Consider the following 15896-nt stretch of genomic DNA (forward strand, 5'->3'; position numbering starts at 1 on the left):
GACAATCCCTTTCTATGCTTGATTTTCTGCGGCGTGGTTGTAAGCCACGATAATTTTCTGGACAAGGGAATGCCGTACAACATCTTGCTCGGCAAAATAGACAAATCCAATCTCGTTAACTTCGTTCAAGATCGCATTCGCTTCCACAAGCCCGGATTTCTTACCACGCGGTAAATCAATCTGCGTCACGTCTCCGGTGATGACCATTTTGGAGCCAAAACCAAGACGGGTCAGAAACATCTTCATCTGTTCCGGCGTTGTGTTCTGTGCTTCATCCAGAATGATGAAGGAGTCATCCAGCGTACGCCCCCGCATGTAAGCGAGTGGCGCGATTTCGATTAACCCTCGCTCCAGTGCCTTAGCGGTCTGTTCCTGTCCCATAACGTCATACAGGGCATCGTACAGTGGTCTCAGATACGGGTCTACCTTCTCCTGAAGATCACCTGGCAAAAATCCAAGACTCTCTCCCGCTTCAACAGCAGGCCGTGTGAGTACAATGCGTTTGACGCTACCTTCTTTAATTGCGGCAACAGCCAGTACAACAGCAAGGTAGGTTTTACCCGTACCAGCAGGACCAATGCCAAATACAATATCACGTTTTTTAATTGTAGTTACATAGTGCTTCTGTCCAATGGTTTTAACACGGATTGGTTTACCTCGATATGTCGTTGTAATCTCGCCCTTGAACAGATCCAATAGCTGGTCTGCCCGCATATCCTTGGCAAGTTCAATCGCATACTTCACATCTCTCTCGGTTAACACATATCCATTGCGTATCAATTGCAGTAACACATCAAATAATTGTTCAAGCGATTCCACCTGCTGTGCGTTGCCAAAAATCACAATCTCCGCTTCACGGGATGCAATCTGGGCGGGAATCTCGGATTCAATCAGTTTAAGAAAAGTATCTTGGGGTCCAAAAAGAGATTGGCCCTCTCCCGCACTCTGGAGGGAGATTTGTATGCTGCGTGTTTGCTCTGACAAATATCCTCATTCTCCTTGACTATGGACTAGCGGAAGTTCTTCCGCAATGCTTTCTTCTACTTCAAATAAGACTTTCATATAAACTTTACCATTCTCTTTCTTCTCATGCAAAATTTTTTCACTTATAATTTTTGTTCCTTTGCCGTTTTTGGCGATAATATCGTTCCTTGCTCCTTCCAATCCTTTCGTTCTGGCCCATTCTATCGTCTGTTGTTGCTCATGCTCTCGGGTCTCCAGATCTTTCTCTGTCAGCCAACCCATAGGAAGTGTAAAGGATCGCCACGTCAATGGTTTATGATTACTCTCGGTATCAAATGAACTGAACGGTGTACTTCCGTACCCCCACAGTTGAATCGCCCAATTCCCCAGTACCATGTAAAAACGTTCTTTGCTCTCACCTGTCATTGTATTATGTTTTTGCACCAGCGGAACCTCAACCTGATACTCACGCCATACCAGACCACGAACTTCGCCTTTGGCAACGATGGTTTTGGTGTTCTCCTCATCCCCGAGAATCCCCGAGATCAATACCTGACCCTTTTTAACACGCATGTCCTTCTGAACAACAGGGCGTCCCTGCTCCGCATAGATTTGAGTGACCACAGCATCTGACTTACTGATCAGATGTCTGGGATTCAGCAATGGTTCGCGCTTTGGTTGCGCCGATTCTACGACCTGAATGGTAATGGTTGTCCCCTCTTTGCTCACGCCAATCCAGGTTACATCCGGCAGAGCGAGTGCAAGCTGCCTGGAGAGCTTGTCTTGGCTTTGCAGACGGAACCCCCATTGCAAAGGATATATACCCTCTTTCTTCGCTGCTGCAAGCACCTCGTCGGTGGGAATGGTGACGTTACCCTTGACCTCCACACTCCATACCATGGACGACAACGCAAACAAAGCTGCCACAAAAAACAGCATACCCCCAAGAAAGAACTTCCTCCGTAATAATCGGGCTGCAAAAAAGGGGAAACCGCTGCGATGGGTTACTTTCACCCTGCAGCCTGTCCGTTTCAATACAGGACGCAACCTGAAAAAATGCGGCAGCAGAATATTCATCTCTGCCACGCGTCCATCGTGAGCACGCAGGTCCCAAACTTCCAGTCCCTGCTCTGCCACCGTATTGATTAATGTTTCAATGTCTCCCCCAGTGACCGTGATTCGGACTACTCCCCGCAGTTTGTACAGACTGGGCTGCTTCATCCGTTCCCCTCCACTCCATTCATATGAATATCCAGAATTGTTCCTTCAACAGCTACTTCATCCGGCAAAATGTTACGTATCACCAAGGCAGTTCCTTTGATCTCTAACTGGCCTTGGGAAAGAGCCAACACGATACGATCCGGTGTAAAATGGATGACACCGCGATGATTCTCTATATACAGTTGCTTACTGCCGATCAGGGTTAACCGTGGCATATCATAAAGCACATCCTGCGGCAGATCCAACACTTCACTGGTCCATCTGCGCAGCTTGCGGCTGATCCGGGTCATTCGAAGGTCTTCCCCCTTCCTCTACAGTTCAACTTATGCGCAGATTCATGAATTTATGAAAATTCCGGGGCGTGTTAGGGACGAATGTTGAGAAAAAAGGATAGAACACAGAAAAAGCCGTCTCCGGCGGCTTTATGCTCACCAGAGACGGCTTTATTTCCGTCCAATAAATTGACTTGTTTACAGTTTTCCTCTTGTACCAAACGGTTGCTTGGAACGAGGGGAACCCAGTACTTCTGCCCACAGGACACCTGTACGAATATCAGCAGGACGAAGTGGAGACGCTCCCGATTCATCGGTGCTGGTCTCATCCCAACTGGAATCAGACACAACTGGCCGATTCGCAGAAGAGATGCGATTCAAGCGTTCTTCAATCAAGCGCTGCTGTTCTTCCATGCCTCTCATCTGTTCCTCAAGTGAATTTGCCATCGCACTCATCGTGCCCTCACTTCTGTAGTCAGTTGCGGGGCGAGAAGATGCAGCAGGCTCCGATGACGGCTCATCATACTGATTCTCATATTGCACGTCATCATACCGATCGTCATACTGTTCATCATAGCGGGGGTCTGTAGGTCCGGAAGACTGCTGCGGAGATGAATTGTCTCTTGAACGTTCATCCCGGCCTGAATCACCACTGCCTCCAAATGTAGGCATCCCGTTGGCAGGACGCTTTTTGTTCGGATCAGCCGATTTGGCAGCTTTCCCCAAGAAGGAGAAGAGTGCAAAACCGATGACGGCCACAATATACAGATTATCAAAAATCCATTCAAATAGGCCCATATGCACTCACCGCCTATCTTCCGTTTTTGGAATCACCCTGATCGTTGGAATTCGAACCTTCACCAGGTTTTCCCAATGTATTACGCATTTGAGTATCCGCTTCAATGTTCTTCAGGTTCATATAATCCATCACACCGATTTTACCGTTACGAAGTGCCTCAGCCATTGCCAAAGGTACTTGGGATTCGGATTCAACAACGCGTGCTCTCATTTCCACTACGCGTGCTTTCATCTCTTGCTCTTGGGCTACGGCCATTGCGCGACGCTCTTCCGCTTTTGCCTGAGCGATACGTTTGTCAGCTTCTGCTTGCTCTGTTTGCAAGAAGGCACCAATGTTCTTACCTACATCAACGTCCGCAATATCAATGGACAGGATTTCAAAAGCAGTACCTGCATCCAAACCTTTGGACAATACGGTACGGGAGATCAGATCCGGATTTTCCAGGACGTCTTTGTGAGAATTGGAGGAACCGTTCGTACTTACGATACCTTCACCAACACGGGCGATGATCGTTTCTTCACCAGCACCACCGACGAGACGGTCAATGTTGGCACGAACCGTAACCCGTGCTCTAACTTTAACTTCAATACCATCTTTGGCAACCGCAGAGACAATCGGTGTTTCGATAACTCGTGGGTTAACACTCATCTGTACGGCTTGTAATACGTCACGACCTGCGAGGTCAATCGCTGCAGCACGTTCAAATTCGAGTGGAATGTTGGCACGTTGTGCAGCAATCAGAGCGTTTACAACACGGTCAACGTTACCACCGGCCAAGAAGTGACTTTCCAGTTGGTTCATTGAGAGTTTAAGACCGGCTTTAGTTGCTTTAATCATTGGATTAACGATACGGCTAGGCGTTACACGTCTCAGTCTCATCGCTACCAGTGTAATAATACTTACGCGTACGCCGGATGCAATCGCTGAAACCCAGAGCATAACCGGGAAAAAGCTGAAGAATACGCTCAATACGATAATACCTACTACCGCAATGAGCAAAATCGTAATCATAGATGTGTCCATTGTTTAATTTCCTCCATTTGCAATTTGAATTTGATAAAAATGTTTGAGAAGACACTCATGAGTCCGCTGCTAAATGAAAGAATGCACCACCTCGCTGGCAGCTTCAGCTACGTGGTTATGTACATTGCCGAAGCGTTAATCCGCTTCGACAACAGAGCAAGTTACACCGGCAAAGCTTGCTGAACCACAATCCGGGTACCTTCCGCTTTAATCACAATAATCGGTGTATCGATGGGAATAAAATCTCCGTCGGTCACAACGTCAATCCGTTCCCCTTCAAACATCGCTGTTCCAGAAGGACGAAGTGGTGTCAGACTGATTCCTTGCAGACCAACCAGCTCTTTACGTTCTGTGGCTGATGAATAACCCCGATCCGCAGACATGCTATCACTCAGTATGAAGCGATTCCATATCCCTCGATCCTTAAAGATAATTGAGATGATCGCAATGACTACCAGTGCTGCTCCAAAAGCGATACCCAGAGATACAAATGCATCACTCGTATCATAAGCAGCCCTTACAACACCGGCCACAAGCGCAATTGATCCCAAAATCCCCAGAATACCAAAGCTCGGAATAAACATCTCCAGAATCATCATGATGAGTCCGACGGTAAATAGCACCCATGTCTCTGCTCCGGCAAATCCCGCAATGTAATTACCCGAGAAATACAACACGAAACACACGATACCTACAATACCAGGAACTCCAAAACCAGGAACAATCAATTCAATGATCACACCCGCGATTCCGAGGAACAATAATACAGTCATCACAACCGGATTAGTAAGAAAAGAGGAGATATTCTCCGCTGTTGTTCGTTCTACCTTAAATACGTCATCCTGACTGTAACCTGCCCAAGCTGCCGCTTCTTCCGGTGTGTTGCTGATGTGGTCGGCATAACCAACTTTCAGCGCTTCTTCAGCCGAGAGAGCAATAATTTCACCTTTTTGCTTGGTTTTATTGATCTCTGGCATTTCAACAACGATGTTAACATCCGTCATTCCAGCTGCAATCTTGCCATCACGACCACTGATTTCAGCCGCTCCCTGCATTTTGCTTTTCCAGAATGCAACAAGCTTTGGATCATCAACATGTTTACCCGTACTGTCCACCATTGCTGCCGCACCAATCATACTGCCTGGTGACATTACGATCTTATCTGCATTCAGAGCCAGAAAACTCCCTGCTGAAGCAGCATCTCCACGAACAAATGCAACAGTCTCAATCGGACTGTCCTTAATTAGGGTACCTAATGCTTCTGCAGTGTCGACACGGCCTCCCGGCGTATTGATATCAAGAACGATCAGGCCAGCATTCATCTCTTCTGCTTGCTTGAACCCGCGTTCCATGAACTTGCCAAGTCCCTGCTCGATTGGTTTATCAACCGGAATAATATATACGGCACCACTCTTCTCAGCTGCATGCGCTGACGGTGATCCAATCCAGACAGGAAGCAACAGCGTCAGCAGCATTAAGAGCATCAATGGCCCCGTAAGCTTCTTCCGGCGCTTTCCCTTCACAATAGTCCCCCCTTTTCCATTAATGTTATACTGTCCAGCTTATGGTATTTATTACGTGCAATGCAACATTTCGTTTCAAAATCTTAAAATTATATTTGAAAACTCAATCAATTGCAAGAATAAAAATCCATAATAATATATATTAACCATTAAAAAGAAATTTCGTCATCCCAAGGACATGATGCCTTCTGATAAATGGAAAAAACACCTCCTGACAAGTCAGAAGGTGTTTATTGATTTGCTTTATTGCAGAAATTGTTGAACTGCTTGATTTACCAGTTTGCCGTCCGCTTTGCCTTTAACTTTCGGCATAAGGGCCGCCATGACTTTCCCCATCTCGGCTTTCGAAGAAGCACCGGTTTCCTGGATGGTCTGCTGTACAATAACTTTAATTTCTTCTTCGGTAAGCTGTGTGGGAAGGTACTGGATGAGTACTTCAATTTCCGCTTTTGCATTTGCCGCGAGATCTTCACGGCCCGCTTTGTCAAATTCTTGGAGGGCATCTTTGCGCTGTTTGATTTCACGACTCAGGATATCAAGCACTTCGTTGTCATCCAAATCTCTTTTCAAATCTATTTCAAGATTCTTGATCGTCGAACGAATCAACCGAATGTTGGAGAGTCTGAACTTGTCCTTACTCTTCATCGCTTGCTTCATATCTTCGTTCAATCGTTCGCTAAGATTCATGTAATTAAAATCCTCCTAAAACTTTCTCTTACGAGCAGCCTCGGACTTTTTCTTGCGCTTTACGCTTGGCTTCTCATAATGCTTACGTTTCTTCACCTCAGCCAATACGCCATCTTTAGCGATGGAGCGTTTAAAACGACGAAGTGCAGCATCAATAGTCTCGTTTTTGCGAACTTTAGTTTCAGACACCAGTTTTCCCTCCCTCCGACCAGACCGTCCAAGAGCAATAACACGGTTCATCATCTTACATTATAGGCGAAAGATAATAAAGGTGTCAACCTCAATGTAATGATCACTTATTTGAATCCATTTTATAACTCAAAGGTATTATGAAATGAATTCATTATATAAGCATTTGGTCACACATTCGTGGATTTAATGCATATGACTAAATCCTCAATAGTAGTACCCATTAGCTCGTTTATTTGTGAGAATCGGACAGACTTGTCAACACGCCAAGTCTGGTACCACCCAACAAATGGTAATGCAGATGATGAACGGTTTGTTCTCCATCCTTACCACAATTGTTGATTAATCGATATCCTGTTTCCTCCACGCCAAGACGCTTCGCAGCTTCTTGAGCAGCCAGATGAATCTCGCCGATCAACGGCAGATCTTCTGCAGTAACTTCATTCATGGAAGCAATATGTTTCTTCGGAATGACAAGAACATGTGTCGGTGCAGCGGGCTGGATGTCATGAAAAACGATAACATGGTCATTCTCCAGTACTTTATTGGAGGGAATGCTGCCCTCTACAATTTTGCAAAATAAGCAATCCATAGTTCATACCCTCCTTTGTATTCCAGTGTATGTATTCCCCTCTATCATACTAAAAGTAAAAACCCACGTCCAATCTCTAGACACACAACCAGGTATTCCAGGTCAACTCTCCATCTATCATCGAGCCGAACACTATACAACATTGGATGTATACCAAGCCATTTTATTGAAATATGGTTTTATCACGCACTTTTCCCAATTAAACAAATATGTATGGTTAATGACACACAAAAGGAGATTGGTTAATTTGACCGTTTATCAACATGTACAGGAACTTATAGGTAATACACCTCTGCTTGAATTAACTCGTTATCCATTACCGGAAGGAATCCGCCTGTTCGCCAAACTGGAATTCATGAATCCCGGAGGAAGTGTGAAAGACCGGATCGGCAAGTTTTTATTGGAGAAGGCCTTGGCACGAGGAGATGTTAAACCAGGTGGAACGGTGATCGAAGCTACTGCAGGCAACACAGGAATTGGTCTTGCAATGGCGGCTGTAGGCCTGAATTTAAAGGTCATTTTCACCGTACCTCAGAAGTTCAGTGTTGAGAAGCAGCAGATGATGAAAGCCCTTGGTGCTACGGTCGTCAACACACCCACATCCGAAGGAATCACTGGTGCCATACGCAAGGCGGAATCGCTGGCGAAAGAAATACCGGGTTCGTATATTCCAGGTCAGTTCTCCAATGCAGATAACCCACTCGCACATTATGAACATCTGGGTCCTGAGATTTGGCGTGATCTGAACGGGCAGGTGGATGTATATGTCGCCGGAGCCGGGTCTGGCGGAACTTTCATGGGAGTATCTCGCTATTTGAAGGAGCAAAAACCGTTAATTAAAACATGTATCGTAGAACCCGAAGGTTCGATACTCGCAGGAGGTCCATCGGGACCACATCGTACAGAAGGAATAGGGGTCGAAACGTTATCTTCTTTTATGGATGTGAGTTACTTTGATGCCATTCATACGATCTCAGATGAAGATGCCTTTGAGCGGGTCAAGGATCTGGCCTTGTTGGAAGGCTTACTGGTAGGAAGTTCCTCAGGTGCAGCTATGCAAGCCTCATTAAACGAAGCCGTTCACGCAGCTCACGGAAGTAACATCGTCGTTATTTTCCCGGATAGCAGCGAACGGTATTTAAGCCAAAATATCTATAATGGAGGACAATGAAATGAGACCAAAAACCAAGCTGATTCATGCAGGTATTGTCGGTGATCCACACACTGGAGCAGTGAGTGTACCGATCTATCAAGTAAGCACGTATGAGCAAGAATCAGTTGGCGTACACAAAGGATACGAGTATTCACGTACAGGCAACCCTACCCGTCATGCGTTGGAAGAAGTCATTAAAGAGCTGGAGGATGGCGTTCGAGGTTTTGCTTTTAGTTCGGGCATGGCTGCAATTCACGCTGTACTGTCTCTGTTGAAAACAGGAGATCACGTCATTCTGACGGATGACGTATACGGCGGGACCTATCGCATTTTCACCAAGGTGCTGAATCGTCTGGGTATCGAGTCTACTTTTGTAGATACCACCTCACTACAAGCACTGGAGCAGGCTTTGCGATCCAATACAAAGGCCATCTATGTAGAAACACCTACCAATCCGTTACTCAAAGTCACCGATATTGCTGCTGTAGGGAAATGGGCGAAACAACATGAATTGTTGTTCATCGTGGATAACACGTTTAGTACCCCTTATTGGCAAACCCCGCTGGCTCTTGGGGCAGATATTGTACTGCATTCTGCAACGAAATATATCGGCGGTCATAGTGATGTCGTGGCAGGACTTGCGGTTGTCAACAGCGAGCAACTTGGTGAAGATCTGCATTTTATTCAAAATGCAATTGGCGCAGTTCTGGGACCTATGGATTCCTGGCTGTTAATGCGAGGTCTTAAAACATTGGGATTGCGGATGGAAGCGCAAGAGCGCAATACAGAGCAGCTTGTGACATTTCTGAATCAGCATCCAACAGTGAGTAAAGTTTATTATCCCGGACTGCCCGACCATCCGCAGCACAAGCTTGCTTCCATGCAAGCGAGAGGATATGGCGGTATGGTTTCCTTTGATGTAGGCAGTGCTGAAAAAGTAGATGACGTGTTAAGCAAAGTCCGTTATTTCACATTGGCTGAAAGTCTAGGCGCGGTGGAAAGTTTAATCTCTGTACCTGCCCGAATGACGCATGCCTCCATTCCTTATGAACGTCGGCAAGAATTGGGGATCACGGATGGTTTGATTCGGATCTCCGTTGGGATCGAGGATGTTGAAGATTTACTGGAGGATTTGAAATCTGCATTAAGTTAAGGGCATTTTGAAGTCCGTGCTGGCTGATACTTGCGAATGGGTAGTTGACCATTCTCTAAGGAACACAGGACGTCTCATTTGGCGTTCAGGCGCTAATTTGAAATTATAAGGAACATCAGGCACGTTATTTCCCGAAATAACTCAAAAAAATGCTGAAAGCGGCTGTTTATTCGGTTATAACGTGTATCAGATTCCTTAAAATTCTGAGGACGCTTCAAAGCCTTGAATAAGATGCCTCAGATTCGTCAGCGCTCACATCATGCTCCGCTCCTCCAATCGTGGCAAGAGAACAGCATGGATTCCACCCGAAGCGAAGCTTTTTATCGGGATAGAGAATTAAAGCTTTTCGGTGTCTTGATCGTAAGCTTGCACATAGGACGTTCTCGCATATTCAGGATGCAGTACACCGATTGCTGCTGCGGACGTTCAGGCCAGGTCTGCTTTCAGTAGTTAAATACACGTTATGTGCCATCCGTTCATCATCGACCTTACACTAATTAGATTCAAAAAAAGGTCATGCCTTACAGAAGTTCGCTTCTGCACAGGCATGACCTTTTTAGATATTCGGTATGTTGCCAGTTGTATTGCAAAGACTGTTGCGATACATCAGGCTGAGACTCTGTATGTGATAAGACCTCTCTAATTCATGCTGTACGGTACCATGAATGAAACATCCATCCTCAGCTAGTTATTTTCGAGGATTTTCATAGGATGCCCATAGGGTACATAAGAATGTGTCACTTGCAGTTATGACTGTTTTTTCTAATTTCAATAATACGGTAAAAGGGTTAACGCTGTAAGCGCAAATAACGGGAGCACCAGTCGGTTAAAACGTCTACGGCCATAACCATAATACGGATAAGGCGTAGGGTAGCCGTAACCTGGATAAAATCCGCGAGTATGACCTATCGGATAGTTTGCCCCAGGCATTGCATTTGGAGCCCAGTTCGCATGATTCACCATGGCTTCTGGTCCAACGGGAACAGCCAGGTAGATCATTTCATCATCCACATTTTCCATAATGCCATCGTAGTGCATACCGTCTTTCATCTGTACACATACATAACGGTGCATGTGTTCTTTGCATATTTTCTTCGCTTCCACTTTTTCCACTTGCCAACGCCTCCCTGATTCTGCTCTTGATCACCTTTTCATGGTATTCAGAACTGGGCGAATTGACACTACTGATGAGAAAACACAAAAAAGAAGCACCCCGTGAGCGGCTTCCTTGGAAGTCTGCTGCGCGGACATCTATTCAGGAAACGTCCTGATCAGATGTCCGCCGGGGTACTTAAATAAAGTTTGTCGGCTTAACTGTAGTATAACAGTGGGATGAACCTGTATCTGTGATGTAACTCACTCCGCTAAGTTATAAAAGCAGGAAAAGAAATATTTTCACAAAAATAATATTACGTAATAGTGCATGTTTAAAAAGGGCGGTTTTCAGTACCAAAAAGACGGGATAAAGCTAGAAATGGAGTAGCGGAGCATAGATAGAACTACGTGAGCAACCGTAATGTTTCCGAAGGAAACAACCTTCGTAAGCCCCTACTTATTTCAGCTGAATTCCATATTAGATGTTGATGATGCCGCTAGGCACCATTCGTAATCAAAAGCGGACTTTTTGAACAACCTCTAATATTCATTTTGCTTGGACTATTAGAGGCGCTTCTATGATCTATATTGCTTACACATTGCCCTCTACAGAGTCTCCAAGACCACACGTGAGCCGTTTCCGGCCTCACCTGCCGGAATCACCACAAGTTTGCGCGGCAAGCGTGCACGCAGTTCAGGCACGTGACTGATGACACCAACAGCCAATCGATCGTCATGCAATTTTTCCAGAGACGTAATGACGGTATCCAACAGTTCAGGGTCAAGGGTACCAAACCCTTCATCCAGGAAGAAGAATTGAAGTGGGTACTGACCTCGCAGTTGAATCTGGGCCGACAGTGCCAAGGCCAGTGACAACGAAGTCAAAAATGTCTCGCCACCTGACAACGTTGATACCGGTCGTTTGACTCCCCCGTTGGCATCATCACAGATCACAAAACCACCACCGGAATCCACCTCCAGTGAATAACGCTGTTTGGTCAGGAAGCGCAGACGCTGAGATGCCGCATGACTAACCTGCATCAGTTGTTCCTCCGCAATATACTCAACAAAAGCATTGCCTCTGAACGCGGATTGCAGCTTGCTGAGCAGTTCGCCTTGACGGCTTACCTCCACCCGCTTGTTCTCCAGTTCGGTCCAGCGAACATGTCGCTGCTCCACATCCTCCAAATCACGTTCTGCACGTGCTTTGGCACGAAGGGCAGCCTCGTCCTCAATTCGGACCTGCTGCAAACGTTCGGTGCAGGCTAACCACTGTTCCTCCGATACGACAGCACCACCCAGCTTTTGTTCCAGTTCACGCAACTGGGATGCCAGTTCACGCTCACGTTCCCGGTGCTGCTGGATCTCCCCTGCCAGTCGCTCTGCTTCCTGTGCAGGAATTGCCGCGGATACAACAGCATCATCTGAGTCAAATGGAGATTGTTCCAGCAATTGCTTCCACCGTTCCTGTGCTTGTTGCAGATGTTCTGTGGCCGAGGCGGCTGCCTGCTGTGCCATGACGTCTTTCTTGGCTGATTCCTGCTTCAGCGTGTCCGCTTCTTTGAAGCGTTGTGCCGAGTCCGAAGCTGTTTTCCGCAGTCCATCCAGACGAGCCTGAGCCGCAGTAATCAGATCTTCTACCCGTTGCTCCCCAACCCACTGGCGCAAGCGTTCTTCCTTCTCGGCCAGCTGTTTGCTATTGCCCTGCCACTCCGTTTGCCACTGAATCAGTTGTTTGTCCAATTCCACCAGCTTCTGCTGGAGAGATTGAATGATTTGGTCTTTTTCCTCAAGGAACGTCACGCTTTTGTTCAGACGTTCCTTGATGTCTTCGGCGCGCGCATCGCGCTCCTGCATCGCCTGATAGAGGGCCTTGGCCTCCTCCTGAGCGATGCCCGGCAGTTCTGCGGCCCAGCGGCTCTGCAAAGTAGCCGCTGCGGCCTCGCTCTCAGCCAGCTTGCGCTCCGCCTGGGTGAGCCCGGCACGGCCGGCCTCTTGCGCAGCTGCCGCTTCCATGCGGCGCTGCTGCGCGCCCACAGCCGCCTGCTGTAACGCGGCGGCTTCGGCTTGGAGCGGCGCTGCTGCGGTAGCCAGCGCCTGCGCGGCTTCGCGCAGCGCAGCGGCACGCGATGCCCAGCCTGCCGGGGAGCGCCCGTGTTCGGGCGACCCGGCGGGCTCGGGCTCCGCTGCCGCAGGCGCGGCCTCGGCTGCGGCCGGAGCTTCGCCGGCCGCAGCGCCAAGCTGCGTCAGCAGGCTGCGACGTTCGTGCAGCTGCTGGCGCAGCCCAAAGCGCAGCTCCTGCAGCTCCGCGTGCAGGCTGCGCAGCAGTTCCAGGTCCGCGTCGCCTGCGTGCGGACCTTCTCCCGGCGGGGCAGCCGGGAGCGGGTGATGCGGCGAGCCGCACACCGGGCATGGCTCGCCGTCGTGCAGTTCGGCGCGCAAGGCGGAGGACAGCCGGTGCAGCTCCTGCTCGCGCATCGTGCCACGCAGCCGTTCCTCCGCAAGGGCCAGCAGGCTTTGTTCGCGGCTAATGTCCTGCTCACAGGCAAGCAAGGCCTCAAGACCTGCTGACGCCTGTTCTACCAGATGCTGACGCTGATCACTCAGGCGTTTTTCTTCCTCAGCCGCCGCCTTCAGCTTGTCGGCTCCCTGTTCTGCCGATTGCTTATAGGCTTGCATGTCAGCCTTATTTTGCTGCAACTGCTCCGCGGCAGTATCCACACGATGTTTCAGTTCTAGCGCAGCTTGAAGTTGCCTGCGTTCCTCTGACTTCACTTCATTTGGCTTGAGGCTCTCCTGTAGTTCCTCTCGCCGTTTGCGTCCGCGCTGTTGCAGTTCCTTTTCTTTCTCAAGCTGCTGTCCCAGCGCAGTTTGTTCGCTCTGCCCCTGTTCCAGCAACTGCGCGAGGCGCGAGCAATCGGCTTGAAGTCCGTCCCGTTCACGTTGCAGCTCTTTTGCTTGTTCGAGTTGCTCCAGGCGCAGCAGAAGTTTCGGTTCTTCCTCAGTCATTTGCTTGCGTGCCGTCTCAGCCTTCTCCGCTTCCTGAACAGCCAGACGCTCATGTTCCAGTGCTTGCTGATGAGCTGTCTCGGCAGTATCCTGCCGCTGCTTCTGTGTAGCCATGGCATCTCGAATCGTCTGCAATGCAGGCAGTATTGCATCTGCCGCAACGGATTGTTTCAGCCGTTGTTCGCCTACCTCTATCTGTGGTTCCAGTGCTTTCAGCTTCTGCTGTTCATCCGTCCGGGCCTGCCGTTCGTTACTTAACTCACGAATTTTGCCCAGTTGTTCAGCTTCCTTCACAGCTTCATCCAGCGCTTTGCGGGACAATTCAGACTGCTGAACAGCGTTTTGAAGAAGACGTTTCGTTTCTTCCAGCGTCTCCTTGCTGGCATTCCCAAGTCCCTGTTGCTCCGCAGCAAGAGATTGGTGAACCATATCATTATCCTTAACCCGCCGACTTAATTTGATGGCCAGCTGATCCCCATACTTCTCCAGATGGAACAATCGTTGCAGCATCTGACGACGTTCACTGCCTTTGAGTGACAAAAACTCGGCAAACTTCCCTTGCGGAAGCACCACTGCCCGTGTAAAATCATCCATCTTCAAACCGATCACATCTTCAACGCAGCGATTCACATCTGCCAATTTGTCGGCAAGTACCTGTTCTTCGCCATTAACCGTCTCTATGAATTTGCTGATCGTGTTACTCACCGAAACTTCATTATTTCGTTTGAAACGTCGCTCTACCCGGAACCTTCGAGTGCCTTCCGCCGACATCAGTTCAAATGTAAAAGCAACCGACAACGAATCCTCTGCATGATTCATAATGCCTTGCGTCCCGTTCACCGCGCGTTCCACTTTTCCGTACATGGCGAGTGTGATGGCATCGAGCAAGGAAGATTTACCACTACCCGTTGGACCGAAAATACCGAATAGTCCCGTCTCCGTCAGCACGGTAAAATCAATCTCCTGCATCTCCCGATAACTTTGCAGTCCGGCAACTTTTAATAGAATTGGCTTCATCTTTCCTCGACCTCCTCACGCACACCCGGCTCGTCTTCATCCACAAGTTCCAGGAAAAGCTGTACTAGGCTGTCTTCCGGCTGTGCACCACCGGTCTGACGCTGATAGAATTTACGGAACAGTTCATGTACAGGTAGCTCGGATCGTTGCTCCAAAAGTCCTGCTGCAGCCATCTCGGGATACACGGGGCGTATGTGAATGATACCTTCATGTGATTTTCGCAGCTGCTGAATCTCCTTCAGGGACATTGCCTCATCCAGCCACACTTCCATGTCGATAAAAGCCTGTGGATCACGCCCCTCATCCAGCCAGCGATATACTTCTGCCAGACCACCACGGGCCTGCCAACGTACAAGCGGACGCCCGGACGTTAACAAAACTTCTTCTACCTGTGCTGCTCCACCCGGCGCCAGATCAACCATCGTGACAGACTTGCTCTGCCCTGCTTCCGAGAAGCTGTAGGCGAGAGGAGAACCGCTATATCGAATCACACCGTCTCCTTTGACAGCCTGTGCACGATGAAGATGCCCAAGCGCCGTGTATTGCGCACCAGTCGATAAAGATGATGGGTCCACCGTGTAGGCCCCACCGATCTGAATCGGACGTTCCGAATCACTCTCAAGTCCGCCGAGCACATAGATATGGCTCATGGCCAAGTTCACGGTATCCGGGCGAAAAGAAGCTGCCAGACGCTGCATTAACATGCCCACCCGGTGACTGTATGCCTGACGAAGCACATTTTCGTCCCCATCTGTTGTCAGCAGTTCATTCAATCTGGCTTCAGAAGGATAAGGTAATGCGGCAATCTGTGCAATTTCTCCGGTTCGCTTTGCATGGATGGTTACCGCTTCTGAAGTAGGCATCCCTACGAGTGTAATGCCCTGTCTGTTCACAAGTGGAGTTACAGAAGCTACACGTTCTGGCTGATCATGATTCCCTGCAATCACCACAAGAGGTCTTCCATGCTCCGTCAGACGTGCTGCAGCTTCATAAAAAAGTTGTTCCGCCGCTGCGGGAGGATTAACCGAATCATACACATCTCCGGCCATCAATATGGCATCTGCCTGTTGCTCATCAGCGACCCTGACGAGTTCATCAACGAAATCTTCCTGTTCACGCAGTCGGCTTCGTCCTTCCAGCGTTTTTCCCAAATGCCAGTCCCCTGTATGCAAAATACGCATCGTCCGTTCCACCCCTCTC

At 48.5% G+C, this 15896-nt stretch carries 14 protein-coding genes; 2 read left to right on the forward strand and 12 right to left on the reverse strand.

All coding sequences use genetic code 11. The features are described from left to right. Window positions 1–12: 12 nt before the first annotated feature. The 9 genes from C170_RS24310 to C170_RS24350 all read right to left on the reverse strand — a co-directional run bounded on the left by C170_RS24310 (window position 13) and on the right by C170_RS24350 (window position 7269). Window positions 13–984, reverse strand: coding sequence for a PhoH family protein (locus C170_RS24310; protein WP_036615039.1), 972 nt, complete (start codon window positions 982–984; stop codon window positions 13–15). A 6-nt stretch (window positions 985–990) separates the two neighbouring features. Beyond that, window positions 991–2184 carry a sporulation protein YqfD gene (gene yqfD, locus C170_RS24315; protein ID WP_036615041.1) on the reverse strand — a complete coding sequence of 398 codons (1194 nt, stop codon included), beginning with the start codon at window positions 2182–2184 and terminating at the stop codon, window positions 991–993. Continuing rightward, a complete protein-coding gene (yqfC, locus tag C170_RS24320) occupies window positions 2181–2474 on the reverse strand; it encodes a sporulation protein YqfC (protein ID WP_017687241.1) in 294 nt (97 codons plus the stop codon). Before yqfC ends, yqfD begins: the two co-directional genes overlap by 4 nt. A 180-nt stretch (window positions 2475–2654) precedes the next feature. Continuing rightward, window positions 2655–3254, reverse strand: coding sequence for a hypothetical protein (locus C170_RS24325; RefSeq protein WP_036615043.1), 600 nt, complete (start codon window positions 3252–3254; stop codon window positions 2655–2657). 13 nt (window positions 3255–3267) lie between these two features. Then, the gene (gene floA / locus C170_RS24330) at window positions 3268–4278 is read right to left on the reverse strand and encodes a flotillin-like protein FloA (protein ID WP_036615045.1); all 1011 of its coding nucleotides are present in this window, start codon (window positions 4276–4278) and stop codon (window positions 3268–3270) included. 161 nt (window positions 4279–4439) lie between these two features. Continuing rightward, window positions 4440–5762 (reverse strand): NfeD family protein, encoded by a 1323-nt coding sequence (locus tag C170_RS24335; protein WP_051447387.1) that lies wholly within the window; start codon window positions 5760–5762, stop codon window positions 4440–4442. 282 nt (window positions 5763–6044) lie between these two features. Beyond that, complete coding sequence (locus C170_RS24340; protein ID WP_017687237.1) at window positions 6045–6488, reverse strand: GatB/YqeY domain-containing protein; 444 nt, start codon at window positions 6486–6488, stop codon at window positions 6045–6047. Between the two features lie 15 nt (window positions 6489–6503). Then, entirely contained in the window at window positions 6504–6677 is a 174-nt protein-coding gene (gene rpsU / locus C170_RS24345) for a 30S ribosomal protein S21 (protein WP_005547957.1), read from the reverse strand. A gap of 232 nt (window positions 6678–6909) precedes the next feature. Next, a complete protein-coding gene (locus C170_RS24350; protein ID WP_024628477.1) occupies window positions 6910–7269 on the reverse strand; it encodes a histidine triad nucleotide-binding protein in 360 nt (119 codons plus the stop codon). Between the two features lie 220 nt (window positions 7270–7489). On the opposite strand from C170_RS24350, the gene C170_RS24355 reads away from it, so the two are divergent. After that, on the forward strand, window positions 7490–8440 hold the full coding sequence (locus C170_RS24355) for a PLP-dependent cysteine synthase family protein (RefSeq protein ID WP_442789468.1): 951 nt from the start codon (window positions 7490–7492) through the stop codon (window positions 8438–8440). Between the two features lies 1 nt (window position 8441). Beyond that, entirely contained in the window at window positions 8442–9575 is a 1134-nt protein-coding gene (locus tag C170_RS24360) for a bifunctional cystathionine gamma-lyase/homocysteine desulfhydrase (protein WP_036615052.1), read from the forward strand. A gap of 768 nt (window positions 9576–10343) precedes the next feature. Here C170_RS24360 and C170_RS24365 read toward each other — a convergent pair. From C170_RS24365 to C170_RS24375, 3 genes are all read right to left on the reverse strand, one after another. Beyond that, entirely contained in the window at window positions 10344–10688 is a 345-nt protein-coding gene (locus C170_RS24365; RefSeq protein WP_036615054.1) for a hypothetical protein, read from the reverse strand. Between the two features lie 588 nt (window positions 10689–11276). Next, window positions 11277–14696, reverse strand: coding sequence for an SbcC/MukB-like Walker B domain-containing protein (locus C170_RS24370; protein WP_036615057.1), 3420 nt, complete (start codon window positions 14694–14696; stop codon window positions 11277–11279). Then, complete coding sequence (locus tag C170_RS24375; RefSeq protein WP_036615059.1) at window positions 14693–15877, reverse strand: exonuclease SbcCD subunit D; 1185 nt, start codon at window positions 15875–15877, stop codon at window positions 14693–14695. Before C170_RS24375 ends, C170_RS24370 begins: the two co-directional genes overlap by 4 nt. Window positions 15878–15896 lie beyond the last annotated feature (19 nt).

The organism is Paenibacillus sp. FSL H7-689, assembly GCF_000517905.1.
Classification (GTDB): domain Bacteria; phylum Bacillota; class Bacilli; order Paenibacillales; family Paenibacillaceae; genus Paenibacillus; species Paenibacillus amylolyticus.

Excerpts from the sequence above, each read along its gene's own strand:
- yqfC (WP_017687241.1), bottom strand. The coding sequence starts at position 2,474 with ATGACCCGGATCAGCCGCAAGCTGCGCAGATGGACCAGTGAAGTGTTG.
- C170_RS24355 (WP_442789468.1), top strand. The coding sequence starts at position 7,490 with ATGACACACAAAAGGAGATTGGTTAATTTGACCGTTTATCAACATGTA.
- C170_RS24325 (WP_036615043.1), bottom strand. The coding sequence starts at position 3,254 with ATGGGCCTATTTGAATGGATTTTTGATAATCTGTATATTGTGGCCGTC.
- C170_RS24360 (WP_036615052.1), top strand. The coding sequence starts at position 8,442 with ATGAGACCAAAAACCAAGCTGATTCATGCAGGTATTGTCGGTGATCCA.
- C170_RS24340 (WP_017687237.1), bottom strand. The coding sequence starts at position 6,488 with ATGAATCTTAGCGAACGATTGAACGAAGATATGAAGCAAGCGATGAAG.
- floA (WP_036615045.1), bottom strand. The coding sequence starts at position 4,278 with ATGGACACATCTATGATTACGATTTTGCTCATTGCGGTAGTAGGTATT.
- yqfD (WP_036615041.1), bottom strand. The coding sequence starts at position 2,184 with ATGAAGCAGCCCAGTCTGTACAAACTGCGGGGAGTAGTCCGAATCACG.
- C170_RS24350 (WP_024628477.1), bottom strand. The coding sequence starts at position 7,269 with ATGGATTGCTTATTTTGCAAAATTGTAGAGGGCAGCATTCCCTCCAAT.
- C170_RS24375 (WP_036615059.1), bottom strand. The coding sequence starts at position 15,877 with ATGCGTATTTTGCATACAGGGGACTGGCATTTGGGAAAAACGCTGGAA.
- C170_RS24370 (WP_036615057.1), bottom strand. The coding sequence starts at position 14,696 with ATGAAGCCAATTCTATTAAAAGTTGCCGGACTGCAAAGTTATCGGGAG.
- C170_RS24335 (WP_051447387.1), bottom strand. The coding sequence starts at position 5,762 with ATGCTCTTAATGCTGCTGACGCTGTTGCTTCCTGTCTGGATTGGATCA.